General features: G+C 63.5%; 23 protein-coding genes and 1 tRNA gene. 7 read left to right on the top strand and 17 right to left on the bottom strand.

From position 1 onward, the window contains the following. The 5 genes from NCHOL11_RS18495 to rimP form a co-directional block, all read right to left on the bottom strand. On the bottom strand, window positions 1–246 hold a 246-nt coding region (locus tag NCHOL11_RS18495; RefSeq protein ID WP_255254716.1), incomplete at its 3' end, for a translation initiation factor IF-2 associated domain-containing protein. Between the two features lie 69 nt (window positions 247–315). Continuing rightward, a complete protein-coding gene (locus tag NCHOL11_RS04940) occupies window positions 316–972 on the bottom strand; it encodes a DUF448 domain-containing protein (protein ID WP_097091324.1) in 657 nt (218 codons plus the stop codon). A gap of 150 nt (window positions 973–1122) precedes the next feature. Then, entirely contained in the window at window positions 1123–1359 is a 237-nt protein-coding gene (locus NCHOL11_RS04935; RefSeq protein ID WP_097091323.1) for a tautomerase family protein, read from the bottom strand. A 6-nt stretch (window positions 1360–1365) separates the two neighbouring features. After that, a complete protein-coding gene (gene nusA / locus NCHOL11_RS04930) occupies window positions 1366–2937 on the bottom strand; it encodes a transcription termination factor NusA (protein ID WP_097091322.1) in 1572 nt (523 codons plus the stop codon). Between the two features lie 12 nt (window positions 2938–2949). Continuing rightward, a complete protein-coding gene (gene rimP / locus NCHOL11_RS04925; RefSeq protein ID WP_097091321.1) occupies window positions 2950–3474 on the bottom strand; it encodes a ribosome maturation protein RimP in 525 nt (174 codons plus the stop codon). A gap of 248 nt (window positions 3475–3722) precedes the next feature. On the opposite strand from rimP, the gene NCHOL11_RS04920 reads away from it, so the two are divergent. After that, window positions 3723–4859 carry a PQQ-dependent sugar dehydrogenase gene (locus NCHOL11_RS04920; protein WP_097091320.1) on the top strand — a complete coding sequence of 379 codons (1137 nt, stop codon included), beginning with the start codon at window positions 3723–3725 and terminating at the stop codon, window positions 4857–4859. Window positions 4860–4953: 94 nt separating this feature from the next. Then, on the top strand, window positions 4954–6225 hold the full coding sequence (locus NCHOL11_RS04915; RefSeq protein ID WP_176502183.1) for a serine hydrolase domain-containing protein: 1272 nt from the start codon (window positions 4954–4956) through the stop codon (window positions 6223–6225). 136 nt (window positions 6226–6361) lie between these two features. On the opposite strand, the gene NCHOL11_RS04910 is transcribed toward NCHOL11_RS04915, so the two are convergent. From NCHOL11_RS04910 to tpiA, 3 genes are all read right to left on the bottom strand, one after another. Further along, window positions 6362–7993 (bottom strand): CTP synthase, encoded by a 1632-nt coding sequence (locus NCHOL11_RS04910; protein WP_097091318.1) that lies wholly within the window; start codon window positions 7991–7993, stop codon window positions 6362–6364. 90 nt (window positions 7994–8083) lie between these two features. After that, the gene (gene secG, locus NCHOL11_RS04905; RefSeq protein WP_097091317.1) at window positions 8084–8464 is read right to left on the bottom strand and encodes a preprotein translocase subunit SecG; all 381 of its coding nucleotides are present in this window, start codon (window positions 8462–8464) and stop codon (window positions 8084–8086) included. A 130-nt stretch (window positions 8465–8594) separates the two neighbouring features. Then, window positions 8595–9338, bottom strand: a complete 744-nt coding sequence (gene tpiA, locus NCHOL11_RS04900; RefSeq protein WP_097091316.1) for a triose-phosphate isomerase — start codon at window positions 9336–9338, stop codon at window positions 8595–8597. A 174-nt stretch (window positions 9339–9512) separates the two neighbouring features. On the opposite strand from tpiA, the gene NCHOL11_RS04895 reads away from it, so the two are divergent. After that, window positions 9513–11465 carry a peptidylprolyl isomerase gene (locus tag NCHOL11_RS04895; RefSeq protein ID WP_097091315.1) on the top strand — a complete coding sequence of 651 codons (1953 nt, stop codon included), beginning with the start codon at window positions 9513–9515 and terminating at the stop codon, window positions 11463–11465. After that, complete coding sequence (trpE, locus tag NCHOL11_RS04890; RefSeq protein ID WP_255254715.1) at window positions 11449–12990, top strand: anthranilate synthase component I; 1542 nt, start codon at window positions 11449–11451, stop codon at window positions 12988–12990. The genes NCHOL11_RS04895 and trpE overlap by 17 nt, the downstream gene beginning before the upstream one ends. Here the strand turns inward: trpE and NCHOL11_RS04885 are convergent, their stop codons facing one another. From NCHOL11_RS04885 to NCHOL11_RS04870, 4 genes are all read right to left on the bottom strand, one after another. Then, a complete protein-coding gene (locus NCHOL11_RS04885; RefSeq protein WP_097092736.1) occupies window positions 12991–13263 on the bottom strand; it encodes a DUF4242 domain-containing protein in 273 nt (90 codons plus the stop codon). It lies immediately after the preceding gene. A 168-nt stretch (window positions 13264–13431) separates the two neighbouring features. Further along, a complete protein-coding gene (locus NCHOL11_RS04880) occupies window positions 13432–14157 on the bottom strand; it encodes an extensin-like domain-containing protein (RefSeq protein WP_097091314.1) in 726 nt (241 codons plus the stop codon). A 3-nt stretch (window positions 14158–14160) separates the two neighbouring features. Further along, entirely contained in the window at window positions 14161–14931 is a 771-nt protein-coding gene (locus NCHOL11_RS04875; protein ID WP_097092735.1) for an NUDIX hydrolase, read from the bottom strand. 70 nt (window positions 14932–15001) lie between these two features. Beyond that, window positions 15002–15077, bottom strand: a tRNA-Ala gene (locus NCHOL11_RS04870). A gap of 195 nt (window positions 15078–15272) precedes the next feature. Here NCHOL11_RS04870 and NCHOL11_RS04865 point away from each other — a divergent pair. Together NCHOL11_RS04865 and NCHOL11_RS04860 are read left to right on the top strand one after the other, a co-directional pair. Continuing rightward, window positions 15273–16196 (top strand): DUF2171 domain-containing protein, encoded by a 924-nt coding sequence (locus NCHOL11_RS04865; RefSeq protein WP_097091313.1) that lies wholly within the window; start codon window positions 15273–15275, stop codon window positions 16194–16196. Between the two features lie 156 nt (window positions 16197–16352). Next, window positions 16353–16691, top strand: coding sequence for a DMT family protein (locus NCHOL11_RS04860; RefSeq protein ID WP_097091312.1), 339 nt, complete (start codon window positions 16353–16355; stop codon window positions 16689–16691). A 17-nt stretch (window positions 16692–16708) separates the two neighbouring features. Here the strand turns inward: NCHOL11_RS04860 and queA are convergent, their stop codons facing one another. From queA to NCHOL11_RS04835, 5 genes are all read right to left on the bottom strand, one after another. After that, a complete protein-coding gene (gene queA / locus NCHOL11_RS04855) occupies window positions 16709–17737 on the bottom strand; it encodes a tRNA preQ1(34) S-adenosylmethionine ribosyltransferase-isomerase QueA (protein ID WP_097091311.1) in 1029 nt (342 codons plus the stop codon). 68 nt (window positions 17738–17805) lie between these two features. Then, entirely contained in the window at window positions 17806–18564 is a 759-nt protein-coding gene (locus NCHOL11_RS04850; protein ID WP_097091310.1) for a peptidylprolyl isomerase, read from the bottom strand. 93 nt (window positions 18565–18657) lie between these two features. Then, window positions 18658–19170 carry a pantetheine-phosphate adenylyltransferase gene (gene coaD / locus NCHOL11_RS04845; RefSeq protein ID WP_097091309.1) on the bottom strand — a complete coding sequence of 171 codons (513 nt, stop codon included), beginning with the start codon at window positions 19168–19170 and terminating at the stop codon, window positions 18658–18660. Window positions 19171–19173: 3 nt separating this feature from the next. Then, a complete protein-coding gene (locus tag NCHOL11_RS04840; RefSeq protein ID WP_097092734.1) occupies window positions 19174–20082 on the bottom strand; it encodes a polyprenyl synthetase family protein in 909 nt (302 codons plus the stop codon). Between the two features lie 11 nt (window positions 20083–20093). Continuing rightward, a complete protein-coding gene (locus tag NCHOL11_RS04835) occupies window positions 20094–20354 on the bottom strand; it encodes an exodeoxyribonuclease VII small subunit (RefSeq protein ID WP_097091308.1) in 261 nt (86 codons plus the stop codon). A 170-nt stretch (window positions 20355–20524) separates the two neighbouring features. Between NCHOL11_RS04835 and NCHOL11_RS04830 the strand changes: the two genes are divergently transcribed. Continuing rightward, the gene (locus NCHOL11_RS04830; protein ID WP_097091307.1) at window positions 20525–20908 is read left to right on the top strand and encodes a hypothetical protein; all 384 of its coding nucleotides are present in this window, start codon (window positions 20525–20527) and stop codon (window positions 20906–20908) included. Window position 20909 lies beyond the last annotated feature (1 nt).

The raw sequence follows: 20909 nt of genomic DNA, 5'->3' as shown, positions 1-20909 counted from the left end.
CGCCTGCGGCTGCTGCGGCGGAGGCGCGGCGGCGGCAGGTGCCGGGGTCGGATCAGCCTGGGGCGCAGCCGCAGGCGCACCGGCTTCGCCCGGCTTGCCCAGGATGCGGCGCCGCTTCACCTCGACCACGACCGTATTCTTGCGGCCATGGCTGAACTGCTGCTGCACCTGGCCGGATTCAACGGTCCGCTTGATGCCCAGCGGCTTGCGGCCCAGAACCGGCTTGTCTTCCTTGCTGTCACTCATACGACTGAACTGTACCCTTCACTTACCATCCGACCGGCAAGGCCCGTCGGCGCCTTCATTCCATGCAGCCTAGACGCCCTGCGCATCGGCGGAGTCATGCTCCCCATGCACGGGCGCCCCGGTAGCGCAACCCAGATAGCTTTCCAAGCGGCCAATAGCCGCACGCAGACGCGACGCGGCGCGCGAGTCGGTCACTGCGATATGGACGACGTTATCACGCCCCATTGCCATAGATAGGGCGTTCCGGTCCACAGGCAAGACGATGCCCGCCAATTCCGTGCCTTCTGCTTCCTGTCCGACGCGCAGCGCCTGATCGAGCTTGCGGTTACCGTCAGCCGCCGCATCGCTGGCGTGGAGCAGCAGCTGGACCTTGCCCTGGCGGCAGGCGACGTCGATCTTTTCCGATCCGGTGAGGACCATCGACGCGCGTGCTTCCAGGCCGAGGCGGTCGAGCAGCGCCTTGCGCAGCCCGTCTTCGATCAGGTCCGGCAGAGTGTCCGGGATTTGCAGATCGCCGGTCTTGAACGAGCGGGAGAGCGCGCCCTTGAGCTTTCCCTTGTCGAGGGCTTGTTCCAGTTCCGCGCGAGGGACGCCGATCCATGCGCCTCGCCCCGGCGCCTTGGCGCGGATGTCAGGCAGGACCTGACCTTCCGGGCTGACGGCCAGGCGGATCAGCGTTTCCGGATCGGCACGGTCGCCCGAAAGAATGCATTTGCGTTCGGTCATACCGAAATCCTCCCCTTCAAGGGGAGGTGGCAGCCCGAAGGGCTGACGGAGGGGTTTTCCCCTATCGTCAGCGCACCACCCCTCCACCGGCTTCGCCGGTCCCCCTCCCCTTCCCGGGGAGGATTTTCACAATGGTGAAGCCTTAGCCTCTCATCGGGAAGTGACCGCAGCATTTGCGTCCTCCCCTGGCTTGGGCTCGGCGGCGCGGTCGGCAATCAACATGCCGCCCGACCCGTAATTTTCCGTCGAGATTTCCGAAATCACCACCTGCACGGCAGAGGGTGCCTTCCCCAGCCGCTCGACAAGCGACTGGGTGACATCGGCGACGATAGCCGCTTTCTGCTCACGGGTGGCGTTTCCTGCCAGACGGATGTCGACGAAAGGCATTGGGGCTCAGGCTTCCTCACCTTCGAACCAGTGCGCGCGGGCGGCCATGATGATCTCATTGCCCTGCTCTTCACTGAGGCCATATTCGGCAAGGATGCCGCCCTTGTCCTCGGCACCTTCGTTGCGACGGCGGCGCTGATCGACACGCTTCTTCGCGATCAGTTCGTCGGTCGCAAGGTCGGCGAGGTCATCGAGCGTCTTCACGCCCGCCTTGCCCAGCGTCACCAGCATCGCTTCGGTAAGGTGCGGAATGTCGGCCAGCGCATCCTCGACGCCAAGCGCCTGACGTTCCTCACGGGCGGCAGCTTCGCGGCGCTCCAACGCTTCCTGCGCGCGGCTCTGAAGCTCGGCGGCGAGGTCTTCGTCGAAGCCTTCGATCGCGGCCAGTTCCTCGACGCCGACATAGGCGACTTCTTCCAGCTCGCCAAAGCCTTCGGCCACCAGCAGCTGGGAAAGGGTTTCGTCCACGTCGAGCTCGTTCTGGAACAATTCGGAACGCGCGACGAATTCCTTCTGACGCTTCTCGGACGCGTCAGCCTCGGTCATGATGTCGATCGCCTTGCCGGTCAGTTGGCTGGCGAGACGGACATTCTGGCCGCGACGGCCGATGGCGAGCGACAGCTGATCGTCGGGCACGACGACTTCGATGCGCTCTTCTTCTTCGTCAATGACGACGCGGGCGACCTGCGCGGGCTGGAGCGCGTTGACGACGAAGGTCGCGGTATCTTCCGACCAGGGGATGATGTCGATCTTTTCGCCCTGCATTTCCTGCACGACGGCCTGCACGCGGCTGCCCTTCATGCCGACGCAGGCGCCGACCGGGTCGATGCTCGAATCGCGGCTGATGACACCGATCTTGGCGCGCGAGCCCGGATCGCGAGCAGCGGCCTTGATCTCGATCACGCCGTCATAGATTTCGGGCACTTCCTGCGCGAACAGCTTCTTCATGAACTCGGGGTGTGCGCGGCTGAGGAAGATCTGAGGCCCGCGATTCTCGCGGCGCACGTTCAGGATCACCGAGCGGATGCGGTCGCCGACGCGGACGACTTCGCGGGGGATCTGCTGGTCGCGGCGGATGACGCCCTCAGCGCGACCCAGGTTCACCACGACATGGCCGAACTCGACCGACTTGACGACGCCGGTGATGATCTCACCCACGCGGTCCTTGAATTCTTCGTGCTGGCGCTCACGCTCCGCGTCGCGGACCTTCTGGAAGATCACCTGCTTGGCGGACTGGGCATCGATACGACCGAGGTCGATCGGGGGCAGCGGATCGACGATGAAGTCGCCGATTACGGCATCCTTCTTCAGCTTCTGCGCCTGCTTAAGGTCAACCTGCTTGAAATAGTCGTCAACCGCCTCGACCACTTCGACGACGCGCCACAGGCGCAGGTCGCCGCTGTCCGGATCAAGCTTGGCACGGATGTCGTTTTCGGCACCATAGCGCGCGCGGGCGGCGCGCTGGATCGCGTCTTCCATCGCCTCGATGACGATCGCCTTGTCGATCATCTTCTCGCTGGCGACGCTGTTCGCGATGGCGAGCAACTCGGCCTTGTTGGCGGAAATGGCGTTGGCCATGGTCGTGAACCCTTACTCTTCGGTTTCGAACTCGTCCGCCCCATCGGAGGAGAGCGGCATGCTAGCAGAAATAAGCGCGTCGGTCAGTATCAGCTTGGCATCGCCGACCAGCGCGAAGGGGATGGCGACATCCCCGGCCTTGTTATCCTGGAACTGGATTTCATCGCCCTCCACACCCTTCAGGATGCCGCGAAAGCTCTTGCGCCCGGCGACGGTTTCGGCCGTGGCGATCTTCGCCTCATGCCCTGCCCATTCCAGAAAATCGTGGAGGCGGGTAAGCGGGCGATCGATGCCGGGGGAGCTGACTTCCAGCCGATAGGCTTCCTCGATCGGATCAGCTTCATCCAGCACGTCGGACAGGCGGCGCGAGATGGTGGCGCAATCTTCGATCACGAGTTGCTTGGTCGCGGGATTTTCCGCCATGATCTGCAGCGTATATTCGTCACCCGACCCGAACAGCTTCACGCGCACGAGGTCGAAGCCCAAGGCCTTCACCTCCGGTTCGATCAGCGCGGTCAGTTCGGCGATGTCCGCCATGCAGTCTCCAACAGAATATGTGCGTTCCCGCCGCCGCAAGCCTTTCCGCTTGCGACCCCGACATGTTTGACGATGTTAGGAAGCAAGGGCGATATAGGCGCGATGCGATAATGCTGCAACATTATTCGTGCACGGGACTTTTACAGGCAGGGGGCGACCGATCCGTTCGGGCCGAGCTTGTCGAAGCCCCTCCATTCTCTCATGAAAAGAGAAGCCCTTTGACAGGCTCGGGGCGAACGGAGGTTGATATGAATCGGGTTTTGATCACTGCCCTGCCCCTTGTCCTCCTCGCCTGCTCTTCCGAGAATGCGACGGGGCAGAACAGCGCCGCAGCTGCGGAAAAGCCGTTCAAGACGTCGGTGGTTGCGGACTTTGATTCGCCCTGGGCGATGACGTTCCTTCCGGACGGGCGGGCGCTGATCACGGAAAAGGCGGGCGAGATGATCCTGTTCGATCCGAAGAACGGGACGAAGATACCGGTCGCCGGCATACCCAAGGTTGATAGTGCGGGCCAGGGCGCGTTGATGGATGTCGTCCTCTCGCCGACGTTCGGGCAGGATCGGAAGGTTTATTTCAGCTTTTCGGAAAGCGGCCCCGGCGGCAAGGGCGTGGCGCTGGCGACGGGCATCTTCAACCAGGCGAGCGACGGGACAACGAAGCTGGACGGCGTTAGGACGATCTTCCGCGCGACACCCTATGTCGAAGGCAATGGCCATTATTCCGGGCGGATCGCTTTCTCGCCCGATGGCAAATATCTGTTTTTCACAAATGGCGAGCGGCAGAAGTTCGATCCGGCGCAGGACCCGAAGGCAACGCTGGGCAAGGTACTGCGGCTGAACCTGGACGGCACGCCGGCTGCTGGCAATCCGCTGGCGGCGAAGGGTTTCCACCCTGCCGTCTGGTCCTATGGCCACCGCAACCTGCTCGGCATCGCGTTCGACAAGGATGGGCGGCTGTGGGAGCAGGAGATGGGCCCCAAGGGCGGGGATGAGGTGAACCTCATCAAGCCAGCGCTCAATTATGGATATCCGAGGGTATCGAACGGCGACCATTATGACGGAAAGCCGATCCCCGACCATAGCGCGCATGATGGCTATGAAGCGCCGAAGGTCTGGTGGAACCCGGTAATCTCTCCTGCGGGGCTGCTTTATTATTCGGGTGATCTGTTCCCGCAGTGGAAGAATTCCCTCTTTATCGGCGGGCTGTCGAGCAAGGCGCTGGTGCGCGTGAAGCTGGATGGGGAGAATGCGGCGAAAGCGGATCAGTGGGACATGGGCGCGCGCATTCGCGAGGTCGAGCAAGGTCCGGACGGGGCGCTGTGGCTGCTGGAGGATGGCGGCCAGGGCTCGCAGGGGCGGTTATTGAAGCTGACGCCTGCTAATTAGGACGATCCTGCTGACAGGAACGTGCCGCGTCAGCCGTTGACCCGCATCATGACAATCGACACGATAGTGATCGATAATGAGGGGGAGGACGGCCATGCCACATGCGGAATTCGTGCGACGCGATCTGCTGAAGGGCGCAATTTGCCTGGGGATGATGGGCGCTGCACCCGGATATGCGCGCGCAGGCGCAAAACGCTTTCCTGCCGTCCGCGCGATGGTGGATGGTGTCATTGGTGAAAGGGCTGTTCCGGGCGCTATCGTCGCGATCGGCGAAAGAACAAACCGCCCAGATTATATCAGCAGCGGCACGATCGCGCTTGATAGCGCGCTCCAAGTGGATGAGCACACCCTGTTTCGCGTCTATTCGATGACGAAACCAATCACCGGCATGGCGGCAATGCTGCTGATCGCAGAAGGCCGGATGAAGATCGACCAGCCGGTAGCCGATTTCATCCCCGGATTTGCGAATATGCGCGTGCTGACCAATCCTGGCCGAGGCGTCGAAACCCGTCCTGCCACTTCCGCAATGACGATCCGCCACCTTTTGACGCACACCGCCGGTCTTGGTGGCGGGCCTGCGGTCAAAGGGCCGCTCAAGGGGATATATGAAAAGCTGGGGCTGAGGCAGAACCTGATCAGCCATGCGGAACGGCTGGAGCAAGCCCCGCCTTCGAGCCTTAAGGATTTCGCCGATCGGCTGGCGGCGGCTCCCCTGCTTTCAGACCCGGGAACGGCGTGGAGCTATTCGGTGGGGCTGGATTTGCTCGGCCATATTATCGAGATCGTGGCAGGCATGCCGTTCGAGCAGTTTCTGGAGCGGCGGTTCTTTGCCCCTTTGGGCATGAGCAACACCTTCTTCTCTGTGCCAGAGAGCAAGAAGGCGCGTCTCGTCACGAGCTATACGGGCAAGGGAGACAAGTTGACGGAGGTCGATGCGGGCCCGGCTTCGATATTCCTCAGCAAGCCCGCATTTCCTTCGGGCGGCGGCGGGCTCATCTCAACGGCCCATAATTATGATCGCTTCCTGGCCATGCTGGCGAATAACGGACGCCTGAGCCGGACGGAGGTCATGCCGCCGGACGCCGTGGCCGCTGGAACCGCGAACCTCCTGCCGCAAGGCGTGAGCATGCGCGATTATCTCGGCATTCCGGGAGTGGTGGGCTTTGGCGCGGGCGGCTGCATTGCCGATCATGGCGGGTTCAAAGGCCTGTTCGGCTGGCTGGGCGCCGCGGGGACGATCGGCTTTATCGTGCCCGCACAGCGGCTTCGGGTGACCGGCTTGATCAACAATATGTCGGTCTTCGATTTCGCAATGAACTTGCCGAAAGCGGTTCATGACGATCTGGGTTCAGCCCGGACATCATGAACCTCGGCGCGGGGAGCGGCCTGATGCCAGCCGCCCTTCCCCCAGCTCGGCGGATCGAAGCGGGACCGGATAGAAGTCCGGGGGTGAAGGCGGCGGAGCCAGCTTATACCGCCGCCTCTGTTGGAAAGTCAGGCGATCAAACCAGCCGGCTCTGCTTCACCGCCGCTTCGATGAAGCTGGCGAACAGCGGATGCGGGTCGAAAGGCTTGGACTTGAGCTCCGGGTGGAATTGCACGCCCACGAACCAGGGGTGATCGGGACGCTCGACGATTTCCGGCAGCGTGCCGTCGGGGGACATGCCTGAAAAGATCAGGCCGCCCTTTTCAAGGCTGTCGCGATAGCCGGCGTTGACTTCGTAGCGGTGGCGGTGCCGTTCGCTGATGTCGCCGGTGCCGTAGATGCCCGCCACGACGCTGTTGCCGGTGAGCTTGGCGGGATAGGCGCCCAGGCGCATCGTGCCGCCAAGATCGGTTTCGGCGGTGCGCTTTTGCAGGCCTTCACTGCTCATCCATTCGGTGATGAGGCCGACGACCGGCTCTGAAGTCTCGCCAAATTCGGTGGTCGAAGCGTCCGGGATCCCGGCCGTGTTCCGCGCCCCTTCGATGCAGGCCATCTGCATGCCGAGGCAAATGCCGAAAAAGGGCACATTGCGTTCACGGGCGAACTTGACCGAGGCGATCTTGCCTTCGGAACCGCGCACGCCGAAGCCGCCGGGGACGAGAATGCCGTGCATCGGTTCAAGGCTGGCGGCGACGTCATCGCCCTTTTCGAAGAGTTCCGCGTCGATCCACTTGATGTTGACCTTCACCCGGTTGGCAAAACCACCGTGGGTCAGCGCTTCGTAGAGCGACTTGTAGGCGTCGGGCAGGCCGACATATTTGCCGACGACGCCGATCGTCACTTCGCCTTCGGGGTTCTGCTGGCGATCCATGATGTCGAGCCAGCGGTCGAGCGAGGGCTTGGGCGCGCCTTGAATGCCGAATGCCCGCAGCACTTCCTCGTCCAGCCCTTCCGCATGATATTGCGCGGGGACGGCGTAGATGCTGCTGGCGTCGAGCGCGGGGATGACGGCCTCGGGACGCACGTTGCAGAATAGCGCGATCTTCTTGCGCTCGCTTTCCGGCAGCGGATGTTCGCAGCGGCAAAGCAGAATGTCCGGCTGAATGCCGAGCGAGGTCAGTTCGCGGACGCTGTGCTGGGTCGGCTTGGTCTTCAGCTCGCCGGCCGCCGCGATGTAGGGCACCAGCGTCACATGGACGAAAATCGACTGCCCGCGATCCAGGTCGTTATGCAGCTGGCGGATCGCTTCCATGAAGGGGAGCGATTCGATGTCGCCCACGGTGCCGCCGATTTCGCACAGCACGAAGTCGAGGTCATCGGTGTCGGCAGTGGCGAACGCCTTGATCTCGTCAGTGACGTGGGGGATCACCTGCACCGTCGCGCCGAGATAATCGCCGCGCCGTTCGCGCTGGATGATCGTCTGATAGACGCGGCCCTGCGTCACATTGTCCGACTGGCGCGCGGAAACGCCGGTAAAGCGCTCATAATGGCCAAGGTCGAGGTCGGTTTCCGCCCCGTCATCGGTCACATAGACCTCGCCATGCTGATACGGGCTCATCGTGCCCGGATCGACATTGAGATAAGGGTCGAACTTCCGGATACGCACACGGAAACCTCGCGCCTGCAGCAGGGCTGCGAGCGATGCGGCCATAAGGCCTTTACCAAGCGAGGAGACCACGCCGCCGGTGATGAAAATATACCGCGCCATGGGAGTGGAGGCTTAGCCTTTTACAAACAAGTTGGGCAAGCGCGCGAATCCACGCGCGAGCAAAAAAGATCGAAAATTTGAACGAAAAGTTCAGTTGGCGAGCGGAACCGCGCCGTTAGCCGCCTGGCCATTGCTCGCAGCGCCTGCCGCACCGGCCAGCGGATCGGCATTGCCGGTCGCCGGAGCCTGACCCGCAGGAGCAGAGGGAGCCTGCTTCACCAGCGACGTATCGATATCGCTCGGCGCGTGCTGAACCGACGCGATCACCGCAAGGACGATCGACAGCAGCACGAAGATCGACGCAAGGACGGTCGTCGAGCGCGTCAGGAAATCCGCCGCACCCCGCGCGGACATCAACCCTGCCGGGCTGCCACCCACACCCAGGCCGCCGCCTTCCGACTTCTGCATCAGGATGACGGTGACCAGCAAAGCCGCAACGATGGCCTGCACGACGAGGATGAAGGTGAACATGCGAGAATATCTGTCCGAATGGGGTGCGTTGGAGAGCCCATAGCGGCGATGGGCGGCGGGGGCAACCGGCGCTGGGCTTCGTCGTGCTGATCAGATCCCGGGCAGAGCCGAAAGGCCGCCCCCTCCCGCCTCAACCAGCGGCAGCGATCACCGGCGCGAATTTCGTTGCCGTGAGGCTTGCGCCGCCAACGAGGCCGCCGTCGACATCTTCGATTGCCATCAGTTCAGCGGCATTCTCGCCATTCATCGAGCCACCATAGAGGATGCGCATGGCGTTCGCCTCACCCGCGCCGATCCGGCTGGCGAGCGCCGCACGCAGCGCCTTGTGCATGGCTTCGACCGCTTCCATGGTCGGGATGCGGCCGGTGCCGATCGCCCAGATGGGTTCATAGGCGATCGCCAGCCAATCGGCCGCCGCGCCTTCGGGCAAGGAGGCAAGCAGCTGCGCCGACACGACGTCCTCGGCACCGCCAGCGTCGCGCACGTCCAGGCTTTCGCCAACGCACAAGATCACCTTGAGGCCCGCCGCCCTGGCCGCGAGCGCCTTGGCTGCGACATCGGCGTCCGTTTCGCCCTGATCCTGACGCCGCTCGCTATGGCCGACGATCGTCCAGCTCGCGCCTGCTTCCGCCAGCATTGCCGCCGACAGGCAGCCGGTGTGCGCGCCATTGTCCTTCATGTGGCAGTCCTGCGCGCCGACGAAGGCGCCGCCCTTCACTTGGCTGGCCGCCATGATCAGTGTCGCGGGCAGGCAAAGCCCCACTTCGACCGCCGGACGTTCGGCCGCGAGCGCACCGATCGCTTCCACTTCCGGCAGCTGCGCGCGAAGGCCATTCATCTTCCAGTTGCCGACCACCAGCTTGCGCCTGCCCATCGATCCGTACCCCTTTCAAGTCATCCGTCCATTCGCCAGCCTGACAGACCAGCCCTTCCGCAGGCCGATGGACAAAGGGACGGCATTTGTCCAGCCAAGGCGCACTTGCCGCCGCGACGATCCGCCCCTAAAGCGGGCCGCCTGTAAAAGTCTTTCCTTGTTGGACTTCTCTCCATGCTTTCAGTCTTTCGCCGCTTCATTCATTCGAAATTCGGCGCCTTGTTCGCGCTTCTTTTCCTCGGCATCATCGCGGCGGCCTTCATCTTGGGCGATTTGTCCAGCGGCCAGTTCGGCTCGTCTCTGGGCGGCCGTGGCGAGACGGCGGCGAAGGCTGGCGGGACGCGGCTGAGCGTTACGGAAGTGCAGGAGCGGGTCCAGCGGGTCTTCGAGAATGCGCGACGGGCGACTCCGGGTCTCCAGATCGGCGATTTCCTGGCGCAGGGCGCCGTCGCTCAGATTTACGACCAGCTCGTCGCCGCGATGACTCTGAAGGAATATGCGAAGGATCAGGGCGTCCATATCTCCAAGCGCCTTGTCGATGCGCAGATTGCCCAGATTCCGGCGTTTCAGGACGCGGCAGGCAATTTCAGCCAGGATAATTTCCGCCAGCTGCTGGTGCGCGAACGGATCACGGAGCAGGCGCTGCGCGAAGACATCACCCGCGAGATATTGGAACGGCAGATGCTCGCGCCTCTCGGCCTGGGCGTGAAGCTGCCCGACAGCGTCATCCTGCCCTATGCCTCGCTGCTGCTGGAGGCGCGCCAGGGCACCATCGCCGCTGTTCCCGCCGCCGCCTTCGCCGACATCAAGGACCCAAGCGATGCGCAACTCGCGACCTATTATCAGCAGAATGCCGCGCGCTTCACGATTCCCGAACAGCGGCGCATTCGCTACGCCGTGATCGATGGGGAGCGCTTCGCCCAGGCCGCGCAGCCGACTGACGCCGAAATCGCCGCAGCCTATAATCAGAACAAGGCGAGCTATGCCGCCAAGGAAAGCCGCAGCTTCGAACAGCTGATCGTGCCGGGCGAAGCCGCCGCCAAGACGATCGCAGCGCAGGTGAAGGGGGGCAAGTCGCTCGCCGCAGCCGCGCAGGCCGCTGGACTGGAGGCATCGACGCTTACCGATCAGAGCCGCGAAAGCCTTACCGCTTCTTCCTCCGCCACCGTCGCCAACGCGGCCTTTGCGGCCAAGCAGGGCGAGCTGGTCGGCCCGCTTCGTGGATCGCTCGGCTGGGTTCTGCTGCGCGTGTCGAACGTCAAGACCGTTGCCGCCCGCCCCTTGTCAGCCGTGCGCGACGAGATAGCGGCGACGCTTCGCTCGCAGAAGCAGAAGCGCCTGCTGAGCGAGTTCACCGGCAAGGTCGAAGATCAGATCGCCGATGGTGGCAGCTTCGAGGAAGTGGTCAAGGATAACGGCCTGAAGCTGGAAACGACGCCCTTCCTGGTTGCCAATGGCAAGCAGGTCGAGGATCAGGCCTATCAGGTTTCGGCCGATGTCCAGCCGCTGCTGGCGCCCGTATTCCAGATGAGCCAGGACGATGATGCGCAACTCGTGCCGATCACGCCTGACCAGCGCTATGCCCTTGCCGCGCCTGCCGAGATTCGCGCCGCCGCGCCGCCGCCGCTTGCAAAGGTGAAGCCGCTGGTTCTGGCGCAATATAAGCTCGCGCAGGGCAACGCCAAGGCGAAGGCTGTGGCCGAGCAGATCAGGGCGAAGGTCGCCAAGGGCATGAAGCTCGCCGATGCCGTGGCGCAGGCTGGCGTACGCCTTCCCGCGCCCCAGACGGTGGGGGGCCGCAGCGCCGACATCATGCGGGAAGGCCAGCGTCCGCCCGCCGAAGTCGCGATCCTTTTTTCCATGGCGACGAACAGCGTGAAGACGCTGCCAGTGGGTCAGGATCGCGGATATTTCGTGGTGCAGCTGAACGGCATCAAGCCCGGTGACGCGGGCGGCCAGACCGCCCTGCTCAACCAGGTCCGCAGCCAGTTGAGCGACGTAGCGGGCCAGGAATATGGCCAGCAGTTCGAGCGGGCGGTCGAGAAACAGCTTGGCGTGACCCGGAACCCGTCCGCTGTCGCCACCGTGCAGCGGGCGCTCGCCAGCACCAATGGCGGCGCTCAATAAGATGATGCCAAGCAGCGCAGGCAATGACGGGATAGCGGCTGCTCGCGCCGCGCTGGCGGCTGGTAATTCGGCGCTGGTGTGGCGTCGGCAAATCGCGGACACGGACACGCCGATTTCCGCCGCGCTCAAGCTGTTGGAGCCCGATCGCGGTGACTTTCTGCTGGAATCCGTCGAAGGCGGCGCAGTACGGGGTCGCTACAGCCTGATCGGCCTCGCCCCTGATCTTGTCTTCCGCGCGGAGGGCCAGACGGCGGAGATCAATCGCCAGTGGGCGGCCGACCGCCAAGCCTTCGTTCCGGAGACTGCGGGCGCGCTGGATGCCTTGCGGGCGCTGGTGGCGCAATGCCGTGCGGAGCTTGACCCGGCGCTTCCCCCTGCCCTCGCCTGCCTGGTGGGCTATTTCGGGTATGAGACGGTTGGCCTTGTCGAAAAGCTGCCCCGGCCTGCACCCAATCCGCTTGAGCTGCCCGACATGCTGTTCGTGCGGCCGACCATCATCCTTGTCTTCGACCGGCTGGCCGATGCGCTGTATTTTGTCGCGCCTGTGTGGAAGGGCAGCTTCAGCGATGCCGACGCGGCGATTGCACAGGCCCTGGAGCGGATAGATACGACGGCGGCGCGTCTTGCCGCACCCCTGCCGCAGACCCCCGCCCCGCAGGACATTGCCGATGTCGAGGTGACGCCCGCTCTGGAGCCGGGCCGCTACAAGGCGATGGTCGAGCGCGCGAAGGACTATATCGTCGCGGGAGACATATTCCAGGTGGTGCTCGCCCAGCGATTCACCAGTCCGTTCACCTTGCCGCCGATCTCGCTTTATCGGGCTTTGCGGCGGATCAACCCGTCGCCCTTCCTCTATTATCTCGATCTGCCCGGATTTGCGCTGATCGGGTCCAGCCCTGAAATCCTGGTGCGGGCGCGCGATGGCGAAGTCACGATCCGGCCGATCGCCGGAACGCGGCCTCGCGGCAAGAGTGCTGTCGAGGATGCCGCCAACCGGGAAAGCCTCCTCGCCGATCCCAAGGAGCGGGCCGAACATCTGATGCTGCTCGACCTCGGGCGCAATGATGTCGGCCGGGTCGCCACTGCCGGGTCGGTCACGGTGACCGACAGCTATACGGTCGAATTCTACAGTCACGTCATGCATATCGTGTCGAACGTGGTCGGCCGCCTTTCACCGGAGAAGGACGCACTGGACGCGCTCTTCGCCGGGTTTCCGGCAGGCACCGTGTCAGGCGCACCCAAGGTCCGCGCTTGCGAGATCATCGCGGAGCTGGAGCCCGAGACGCGAGGCGCCTATGCCGGCGGTGTCGGCTATTTCGGGCCAGACGGTAACATGGACAGCTGCATCGTCCTGCGCACCGCCGTGCTCAAGGATGGCGTCATGCATGTTCAGGCGGGGGCGGGCATCGTGGCCGACTCGACGCCGGAATATGAGCAGCGCGAGTGCGAAGCGAAGAGCGGCGCGCTCCTCGCGGCAGCGCGGGAGGCCGTCGATCTCGCCCGGCAGGCGGGCTTCGGCCAGTAGCTATTCCGCGGTCGTGGGATCGATCGTCGATCGAACCCTCGCGATGCTGTTGGCCGGAAGCCCCGCAAGCTCGGCATGCTGCCGGATCAGCTCTTCACTGGGCGCGCGATAGAGACAATAGATCTTGTCGTCCGTCACATAGCTGTGGACCCATTGTATGTCGGGTCCAAGCTCGCGCAGCACATTGCATGACCCTTGCGATGCGCTCCTAAGTTCATCGCCCCGAAGCCTTCCTGCGCCGGGCATTTCCCTTTCTATCACGAACTGCGGCATGACCACCTCCATACGTGAAGAGGGACGAATCTATGCCTCCAGGTTGCGCAAGTCCACAGAAAGGCTGGAGCGCGCAGCGCTTATTCGGACGCAGATCGCGCGCTCTGGTTTTTTTGTTGTCGCATCGTTTCAAGCGCAGAACCGGTTCCCACTTTTGCGCACGATGCTCTAACGGCACAGGCGTCCGCCGAGCTTGCCCCGCTCAGCCTGATCCAGGTGCAGATGGTCATGATGCGCGGCGTTATAGTCGGGCGACAGAGTGGTCGAGAAAAGCCGGCAAGCACCGTCCCGGACAGCGCGCAGGAAGATGGCTTCCTTCCCCTCACCCCGCCAATCGCGCGCAACGCTGATGCGTTTTCCGCCTTCCAGGATAAAGCCGCTGATGTCGATCGCGTCGGCAGTGGCGTGCTCGCTGAAACTGCCTTGAGCGCGGCCGTAGATGCGGCGGCAGCTGTAGGATCCGAGATGCTGGATCGTCTCCACCGGCTTCCCCAGAATCTGCTCTGCGGCGGGTTGCACCACCTGCCATTCCCAAAGCTTGAGCGCGGCGGCGACCGGGCAGGATGGAGCGACAGAGGCCGGGGACAGGCTCACCACGCCATCTTCCTGCCGCAAGCGGACAGCATCGCTGTGGCGGCACTGCCCGCTTCCCTTAGGCTTCATCGCGACATAGCTGACGCCAGCCCGGTCGAGCAGCGCGCGGCATCCGTTGGCGTCGCCGGTCAGAGCGGCGAGCTTGCGGCCCGTGAACATCCCGACAGGCTGGGCGAGGTCCAGGTCGGTCCAGGGCAGGTCCTGCGGCCGATGACGCAGATAGGCATAGCCGATCAGCGCCAGGGCGCAGAGTGCGCCAAGCAGCAGAAGCCTGCGCAGGATGATGTGAAGCTGGCGCATGCGCTAACCACGCTGCACCTGCTCCATCGGTTCCGAAGTCACGGGATAACCGAGATGATCGGGGATGCAGAGGTGGCGCACGCCGTCCCTTTCCTCCAGCCACGGGCTGACCTTTTCCACGGGGAAGGACGCGGCATGGGCGGCCATCTCGGCAAAACTGCCGAACAGCGCCAGCCGCTCAAGATTGCGGCGCGTGGGGAAGATGATGCGGCCACCACCAGCGTCGCACAGGGCGATTGTGTCGCCTGCGCTCATCCAGAACAGCCGGACATTTTCAGTGGTGTCAGCCGTCGCAACCTGGCCCTCCGGCGCGCGCGCCAGATAGAAGCGCGTATCATAAATCCGCGCGGCCATTTCAGCGTCCGCCGGGTGCCAGCGGCTGAACGGCGTCAAATGATCCAGCGCGAGCTCAAGCCGATGCGTCTGGAGGATGGCGGAAAGGGTCGCGCCTCCTGCCAAAGCTCGACGCATCTCGGCCAATTGCACCGGGCCCGCCGAGGCCGCAAAACCGATGCCCAAGCCGCTTTCCTCCAGCGTCTCCCGGATCGCGGCAAGGCGCGCAGCGGTCTCTTCCACATCCGCCGAGCCTCCCAAGGCGCGCGCGAGTTCGCGGTCTGCGTCGTCCACAGCGCCGCCGGGAAATACCAATGCTCCCGCCGCAAAAGCCATCGTCCCTGCCCGCTCCATCATCAGGATGTGCGGAGGACCATCGGGCATGTCACGGACGATGATCGCAGTCGCAGCCGAGCGGCCTTCAATGCTGGATGATGTCATGAAATCCGCCATAGGCGCGCATCAGGCTGGCGGTAAAGTCCTTCAGGAGCACCCCTTCTTTCCGAAAGGATGGTGGAGCCGAGGGGGATCGAACCCCTGACCTCGTCATTGCGAACGACGCGCTCTCCCAGCTGAGCTACGGCCCCAAGGAGCGCTGCCTATAAGCGAGCCGCTTTTGCCTTGCAACGGGCTTTTTCTCATATCTGCCCGTGCCAGCCGAGCGACCGCTCGGTTCCAAACACGGATGTTACCTCCACGTAACGGCCGGAACGATGCGCCTTTCCACTCATTGGTGAAACAACGGCTTCAGGCCGTAGCAACAGCAGCCAAGGAGAAGTATCATGGGCTATCAAGGCGGACGCCGCTATGGAGGCGATGACAGGACTCGCGGCGATTGGGATCGCGGTTCGGACCGCTATCGCGGCCAGCGCGACTGGCGTGATGACCGCAGCTATCGTTATGGGACGCGTGGCCAGTTCAGCGGTCCTGATAGTCGGCGGGCACCGGAGCAGTATGATCCCGAAGAGCGCGGCTTCTTCGATCGGGCAGGTGACGAGATTCGCAGCTGGTTCGGCGATGAAGAAGCCGAGCGCCGCCGCGAATATGACGAATATTATAACCGTCCCTATGGTGACCCGCGCGACGAAAGCAGCCGCATCGGCTTCGCGTCAGCATCGCGCAGCAGCCAATATCTGCCGAACCGGGGCTATGCGCCCTTCACTGGCGAACGCAGCGGGTTTGGCAGTGAAGATCATGGCAACCGCGTCCGCTCCTATGGACCGACGCATGATTATGGCGAGCATCACGACGCCAACTATCATGCCTGGCGCCAGCAGCGGATCGACGAACTGGATCGCGACTATGCGGAATATCAACGCGAGCATCGCGACCGCTTCAACAATGAGTTCGGCAGCTGGCGCACGCGCCGCACGGAACAACGGCAGGCAGTGCAGCAGGTCCGCGAACATATGGAAGTCGTGGGCAGCGACGGCGAACATATCGGCACCGTCGACAAGCTGAGCGGCGATCGCATCATCCTGACCAAGACCGATCAGGATGCAGGCGGCGTGCACCATTCCGTTCCGTCGTCCTGGATCAGATCGGTGGACGAACAGCGGGTGACGCTGGAAAAGACCGCCGATGAAGCGCACAAGGCCTGGCGCACCGAACGCGAGCAGAATGCGATGTTCGGGGAAGGACGCGACCAGAATAGCTGGAGCAGCAGTGGTTCGAGCAGCTCGCGCGACACGTACCGCTATCGCTGATTGCCGATGAGCGACGGAAGGGGCCTGGCGATGCCGGGCCCTTTTTCTTGTGCGCCGAACAGGCTATCCGACGTCGGCCGATAAGGCCTGCCACCCCTCTTGCGCTCTGCCTACCGGCGATGGCACAGGCCGATCCCTCATCTGTCGAGGCCGTTCATGCCAACCATCCTGCTGCTGGTCGTTTCAAACATCTTCATGACCGTCGCCTGGTATTGGCATCTGAAAGGCGGGATGGAAAAGCCGATCCTGATCGTCATCCTGATCAGCTGGGGCATCGCGCTGATCGAATATTGCTTTGCCGTGCCTGCGAACCGCGTCGGCTTCGCCAGCGGGTGGAGCGCGGGGCAGCTCAAGATCGCTCAGGAAGCGATAGCGCTGATCGTGTTCGGCGGGTTCATGGTCACGGTTCTCGGCGAACCGCTGCACTGGCGGCACGCGGCGGCATTTCTGTGCATCATGGCGGCGGTGGGTTTTCTGTTCGTCGGCCGGTCCTAGCCCGGCTGGGCCACGGCTTACGGCAACAACAGCGACGAGTCGCCATAGCTGTAGAAGCGGTATCCGCTCTCGATCGCATGGGCATAGGCCGCCTGCATGCGCTCCCGTCCCATGAGCGCACTTACCAGCATGAACAATGTCGATCGTGGCAGATGGAAGTTGGTCATCAGGCCATCGATCGCCCGGAAGCGATAGCCGGGGGTGATGAAGATGCGCGTCTCGTCGGCGAAGGGGCGGATGACGCCATCCTCGCCGCAGGCGCTTTCGAGCAGGCGCAGGCTGGTCGTGCCGACGGCAATGAGGCGGCCGCCTGCCTGGCGGGCGGCGTTCAGCCGATCGGCGGTGGCCTGTTCGATCCGGCCCCATTCCGCATGCATGCGGTGGTCGTCGGTATCCTCAGCCTTCACGGGCAGGAATGTGCCAGCGCCCACGTGCAGCGTCAGCGTTTCCGACACCACACCCGCACCCGCCAGCGCTGCCATCAGATCGGGGGTAAAGTGCAGCGCCGCCGTGGGGGCTGCGACCGCGCCATCCTCGCGCGCGAACATCGTCTGATAGTCGCTGCGGTCGCGCGCGTCGGTTGGCCGCTTGCTGGCGATGTAGGGCGGTAGCGGCATGCGCCCTGCCCGCTCCAGCAGAACCTCCACGGGGTCATCGCCTTCGAACGTCAGGGTGACGCCGCCATCGTCGTCGCGCGGCCCGGCAAGAGCCGTGACGCCCGCGCCGAAATCGATCTGGTCACCTTCGCGAACCCGCTTGGCATTGCGGAGGAAGGCCTGCCACTGGCGGAGGCCGAGCCGCTTGTGGAGCGTTGCCCCGATCCTGGCCTGGCCACGGAGCCCTTCCAATTGGGCGGGGATGACCTTCGTATCGTTGAAGACCAGCACGTCACCGGCCCGCAAAAGGCTCGGCAGGTCGCGCACGATGCGATCCTCAAACGGCCTGTCGCCATCAACCAGCAGCAGGCGGGCAGCGTCGCGCGGTGATGCTGGCCGGAGAGCAATGCTCTCAGCAGGCAATTCGAAGTCAAACAGGTCTACGCGCATGCGGGCGCTATCCTCTAAGCAGGATCATCATGCCGGAGTGGCCCGGCATGATCCGCCTTTCTTCAGCCTTAGCGCTTCTTCGGTGCAGCCTTCTTTGCCGTGGCCGGTGCGGGCGCGACAATGGAGGGCGCTGGAGGTGTGGGCAGCGCTGCTACCGGCGGCTTGCCATCGCTTTCGATCGACGCCTGGAGAATGGTTGACGGATTGGCGGGCGGCTCGCCCGGAGCGATGGCATCGACATATTGCATGCCTTCGATCACGCGGCCGAAGACGGTATATTTCTTGTCGAGCTGCATGCGCGGCAGGAAGAGGATGAAGAACTGGCTGTTGGCGCTATTCTCATCCGCTGCGCGCGCCATCGACACGGTGCCGCGCAAGTGGGGCATCGGGTTGAATTCGGCCTGAAGGTCAGGGAGCGGGGAACCGCCGGTGCCGTCACCCTTGGGATCGCCGCCCTGCGCCATGAAACCGGGGATGACGCGGTGGAATTTCAGGCCATTGTAGAAGCCCTGACGCGTCAACTGCTTGATGCGTTCGACATGCTGCGGGGCGATGTCAGGGCGCAGCTGGATGCGCACGCGCCCGCCGCTCGACAGGTCGAGATCCCACACATTTTCCGGATCCACCGGCACGGTCGCGGGCGGCAGCTTCACTTCTGCGTCCTGACCCATCGACTTCGCATTCTGTTCAGCGCGCGCGGCGGCTTCCGCCCGCTTCATCTCTTCGCCATTACCGCCAGGAGCGCCACCCTGGGCCAGCGCCACGCCGCCCGACGCATAGAGAGCGACAGTGATCGCCACGGTCTTGAACGCCGAACTGAACCGCATGGATAAGCTTTCCCTGATTTGGACCTTGAAGGCGAAGCTGCCCTGATAGCGCGCTCTTCGCGATTGGCAACTGAACGAAGGCTGAGCGGCCTGTTATTGGCCGCCCTTCTGCCCGAGCATCGCTACCCGAGCGACTACATCATCCCGCACGCGGGCGCTGACAAACTTGTCGATCGGCCCGCCATACAGCGCAATTTCCTTCACCAGGCGCGAAGCGATCGGCTGGAGCGATACATCGGCCATCAGGAACGCGGTTTCGATCCGGTGGTTGATCTGGCGGTTCATGCCGGTGAGCTGATATTCATATTCGAAATCGGTGACGCCCCGAATGCCGCGGATGATGACGCTGGCGCCCTGCGATTCGGCGAAATCCATCAGCAGCGAATTGAAGCCGGTAACGACGATCTCCGCGTCGATACCGGCGCATTCGCGCTGCACCATCTCCAGCCGTTCTTCATCCGAAAACATGGGCGATTTGGCAATATTGGTGGTGACGCCGATGACCAGCTTGTCGACCAGCTTGGCGCCCCGGCGGATGATGTCCATGTGACCCAAAGTGATCGGGTCGAACGTGCCGGGATAGACCCCTACCCGCTGACTGCTCATGCCTTACCGGTCCCTTTCCACGATATAATCCGCGATCGCGCGCAGCAGGTCCGCTTCTGCCCCGAAGCCGTGCAGATGCGCCTTGGCCTGATCGACCAGCAGACGCGCCTGTTCCCGCGCACGCTCTATTCCGAGCAGGGAGACGAAGGTTTCCTTGCCAGCCGCCGCATCCTTGCCCACGGCCTTGCCCGCAAGGTCGGCGTCCCCTTCGACGTCCAGCAGATCGTCGGCGATCTGGAAGGCAAGGCCGATGTCCCGCGCATAGCCGTGCAGGCTGGTTCGGGACTCCGCCGGAATCCGCGCCATGATGGCGGCCGCATCCACGCAAAAGCCGATGAGCGCGCCGGTCTTCAACTGTTGCAGCCGCGTGACGGTGGCGAGGTCGAAGCTGGTGCCGTCCGCCTCCAGATCCATCATCTGCCCGCCCGCCATGCCAGCCGGCCCGCTGGACAACGCGAGCGCCTTTACCAGCTCCACCCGCACGAACGGATCAGGATGGGTTTCCTCATCCGCCAGCACTTCAAAGGCAAGGTCGTGGAGGCAGTCACCCGCAAGGATCGCGGTCGCTTCATCAAAGGCCTTGTGGATCGTCGGCTTGCCCCGGCGCATGTCGTCGTCATCCATCGCGGGCAAATCGTCATGCACCAGCGAATAGACATGGATGCACTCGATCGCGAGGCCGACGCGCAGCAGCGATTCCGCCGAGATGTTGAACAACTCGCCAGCGGCCTGCACCAGCAGTGGCCGCAATCGCTTGCCCCCGCCGATGGCGGCGTGCCGCATCGCTTCATAAAGCCGCGCGCGCGGGTCTTGCGGGACGGCGAGCAACAGATCGAACGCGCGATCTATGGCGGCAGCGACGGCAGATGCCCGATCCGCCAACAATGCTGATCCGGAGGCCCTTCCCTCCATCATCGCGGCGCTCAATCCGCGCCGAACGGCTGGGCACCCGTGACGGCGCCGCTTTGGTCGAGGGTCAGTTTCTGGATACGGGCTTCGGCGGCCTGCAAACGCTCCAGACAGCGTTTGCGCAGCTCTTCACCCTGGGCGTAGAGCGAGATCGACTCATCAAGCGGCACATCGCCGCTCTCCAGCCGCCGGACAATGGACTCGAGTGCGCGCAGCGCATCTTCAAACGACAATTGGGACAAGTCGCCCGGCTCTGTCTTGCTGTCTTCGGCCATGATCTCTGCATTGGCGGGCGCTGGAGGCGCGGTCAAGTCCGCACCGTGCCGGAGCCCTGATTCCCGACCACTTCGTCACGAAAGCGTCATGAAAGAAGCCACAAGAATGGCGGGATTTTGGCAGTTTTGCGTTGACGCTTGCGTCAGCAAGTGCACATAGAAGGACCGCTATGAAATATTATCTCCCCCTAATTTCCGTCGTTGCTCTCAGCCTCCTTTCCGCTTGCAACAAGAATGATGAACCCGAAGTCGTCGGCGGCCCCGCCGATCCGATGGCTGCGCAACTCGCCAACGCAGCGCCTGTTGAACTCCCCCCTTCCGTGAAGGTGAGCCATCAGTATCGTTGCAAGGACAACAGCCTGATCTTCGTCGACTTCCTGAGCGATGATAAGACCGCGAACCTCCGCACCGAAAAGACTGGCGCGCCGACGAAGCTCGTCGCGGCAGAGCCGGGCAAGCCCTTTACGGCAGAAGGCGGCTATTCAGTCGAAGGCAGCGGCAAGCAGATCATCGCAACTCTTCCGGGCAAGAGCGGCATCAGCTGCAAGGCCTGAT

It is taken from the genome of Novosphingobium sp. Chol11 (genome assembly GCF_900218065.1).
Taxonomy (GTDB): Bacteria; Pseudomonadota; Alphaproteobacteria; order Sphingomonadales; family Sphingomonadaceae; genus Sphingobium; species Sphingobium agri.
This window is presented reverse-complemented; position numbering and strand designations above follow the sequence as displayed.

Coding starts and splice junctions, on each gene's coding strand:
- NCHOL11_RS04865 (WP_097091313.1), top strand. CDS start 15,273: ATGGGCTATCAAGGCGGACGCCGCTATGGAGGCGATGACAGGACTCGC.
- NCHOL11_RS04830 (WP_097091307.1), top strand. CDS start 20,525: ATGAAATATTATCTCCCCCTAATTTCCGTCGTTGCTCTCAGCCTCCTT.
- NCHOL11_RS04920 (WP_097091320.1), top strand. CDS start 3,723: ATGAATCGGGTTTTGATCACTGCCCTGCCCCTTGTCCTCCTCGCCTGC.
- NCHOL11_RS04875 (WP_097092735.1), bottom strand. CDS start 14,931: ATGACATCATCCAGCATTGAAGGCCGCTCGGCTGCGACTGCGATCATC.
- NCHOL11_RS04860 (WP_097091312.1), top strand. CDS start 16,353: ATGCCAACCATCCTGCTGCTGGTCGTTTCAAACATCTTCATGACCGTC.
- secG (WP_097091317.1), bottom strand. CDS start 8,464: ATGTTCACCTTCATCCTCGTCGTGCAGGCCATCGTTGCGGCTTTGCTG.
- coaD (WP_097091309.1), bottom strand. CDS start 19,170: ATGAGCAGTCAGCGGGTAGGGGTCTATCCCGGCACGTTCGACCCGATC.
- NCHOL11_RS04835 (WP_097091308.1), bottom strand. CDS start 20,354: ATGGCCGAAGACAGCAAGACAGAGCCGGGCGACTTGTCCCAATTGTCG.
- NCHOL11_RS04915 (WP_176502183.1), top strand. CDS start 4,954: ATGCCACATGCGGAATTCGTGCGACGCGATCTGCTGAAGGGCGCAATT.
- NCHOL11_RS04910 (WP_097091318.1), bottom strand. CDS start 7,993: ATGGCGCGGTATATTTTCATCACCGGCGGCGTGGTCTCCTCGCTTGGT.
- NCHOL11_RS04935 (WP_097091323.1), bottom strand. CDS start 1,359: ATGCCTTTCGTCGACATCCGTCTGGCAGGAAACGCCACCCGTGAGCAG.
- tpiA (WP_097091316.1), bottom strand. CDS start 9,338: ATGGGCAGGCGCAAGCTGGTGGTCGGCAACTGGAAGATGAATGGCCTT.
- trpE (WP_255254715.1), top strand. CDS start 11,449: ATGGCGGCGCTCAATAAGATGATGCCAAGCAGCGCAGGCAATGACGGG.
- NCHOL11_RS04940 (WP_097091324.1), bottom strand. CDS start 972: ATGACCGAACGCAAATGCATTCTTTCGGGCGACCGTGCCGATCCGGAA.
- nusA (WP_097091322.1), bottom strand. CDS start 2,937: ATGGCCAACGCCATTTCCGCCAACAAGGCCGAGTTGCTCGCCATCGCG.
- rimP (WP_097091321.1), bottom strand. CDS start 3,474: ATGGCGGACATCGCCGAACTGACCGCGCTGATCGAACCGGAGGTGAAG.
- NCHOL11_RS04850 (WP_097091310.1), bottom strand. CDS start 18,564: ATGCGGTTCAGTTCGGCGTTCAAGACCGTGGCGATCACTGTCGCTCTC.
- NCHOL11_RS04895 (WP_097091315.1), top strand. CDS start 9,513: ATGCTTTCAGTCTTTCGCCGCTTCATTCATTCGAAATTCGGCGCCTTG.
- NCHOL11_RS04885 (WP_097092736.1), bottom strand. CDS start 13,263: ATGCCGCAGTTCGTGATAGAAAGGGAAATGCCCGGCGCAGGAAGGCTT.
- NCHOL11_RS04840 (WP_097092734.1), bottom strand. CDS start 20,082: ATGGAGGGAAGGGCCTCCGGATCAGCATTGTTGGCGGATCGGGCATCT.
- NCHOL11_RS04880 (WP_097091314.1), bottom strand. CDS start 14,157: ATGCGCCAGCTTCACATCATCCTGCGCAGGCTTCTGCTGCTTGGCGCA.
- queA (WP_097091311.1), bottom strand. CDS start 17,737: ATGCGCGTAGACCTGTTTGACTTCGAATTGCCTGCTGAGAGCATTGCT.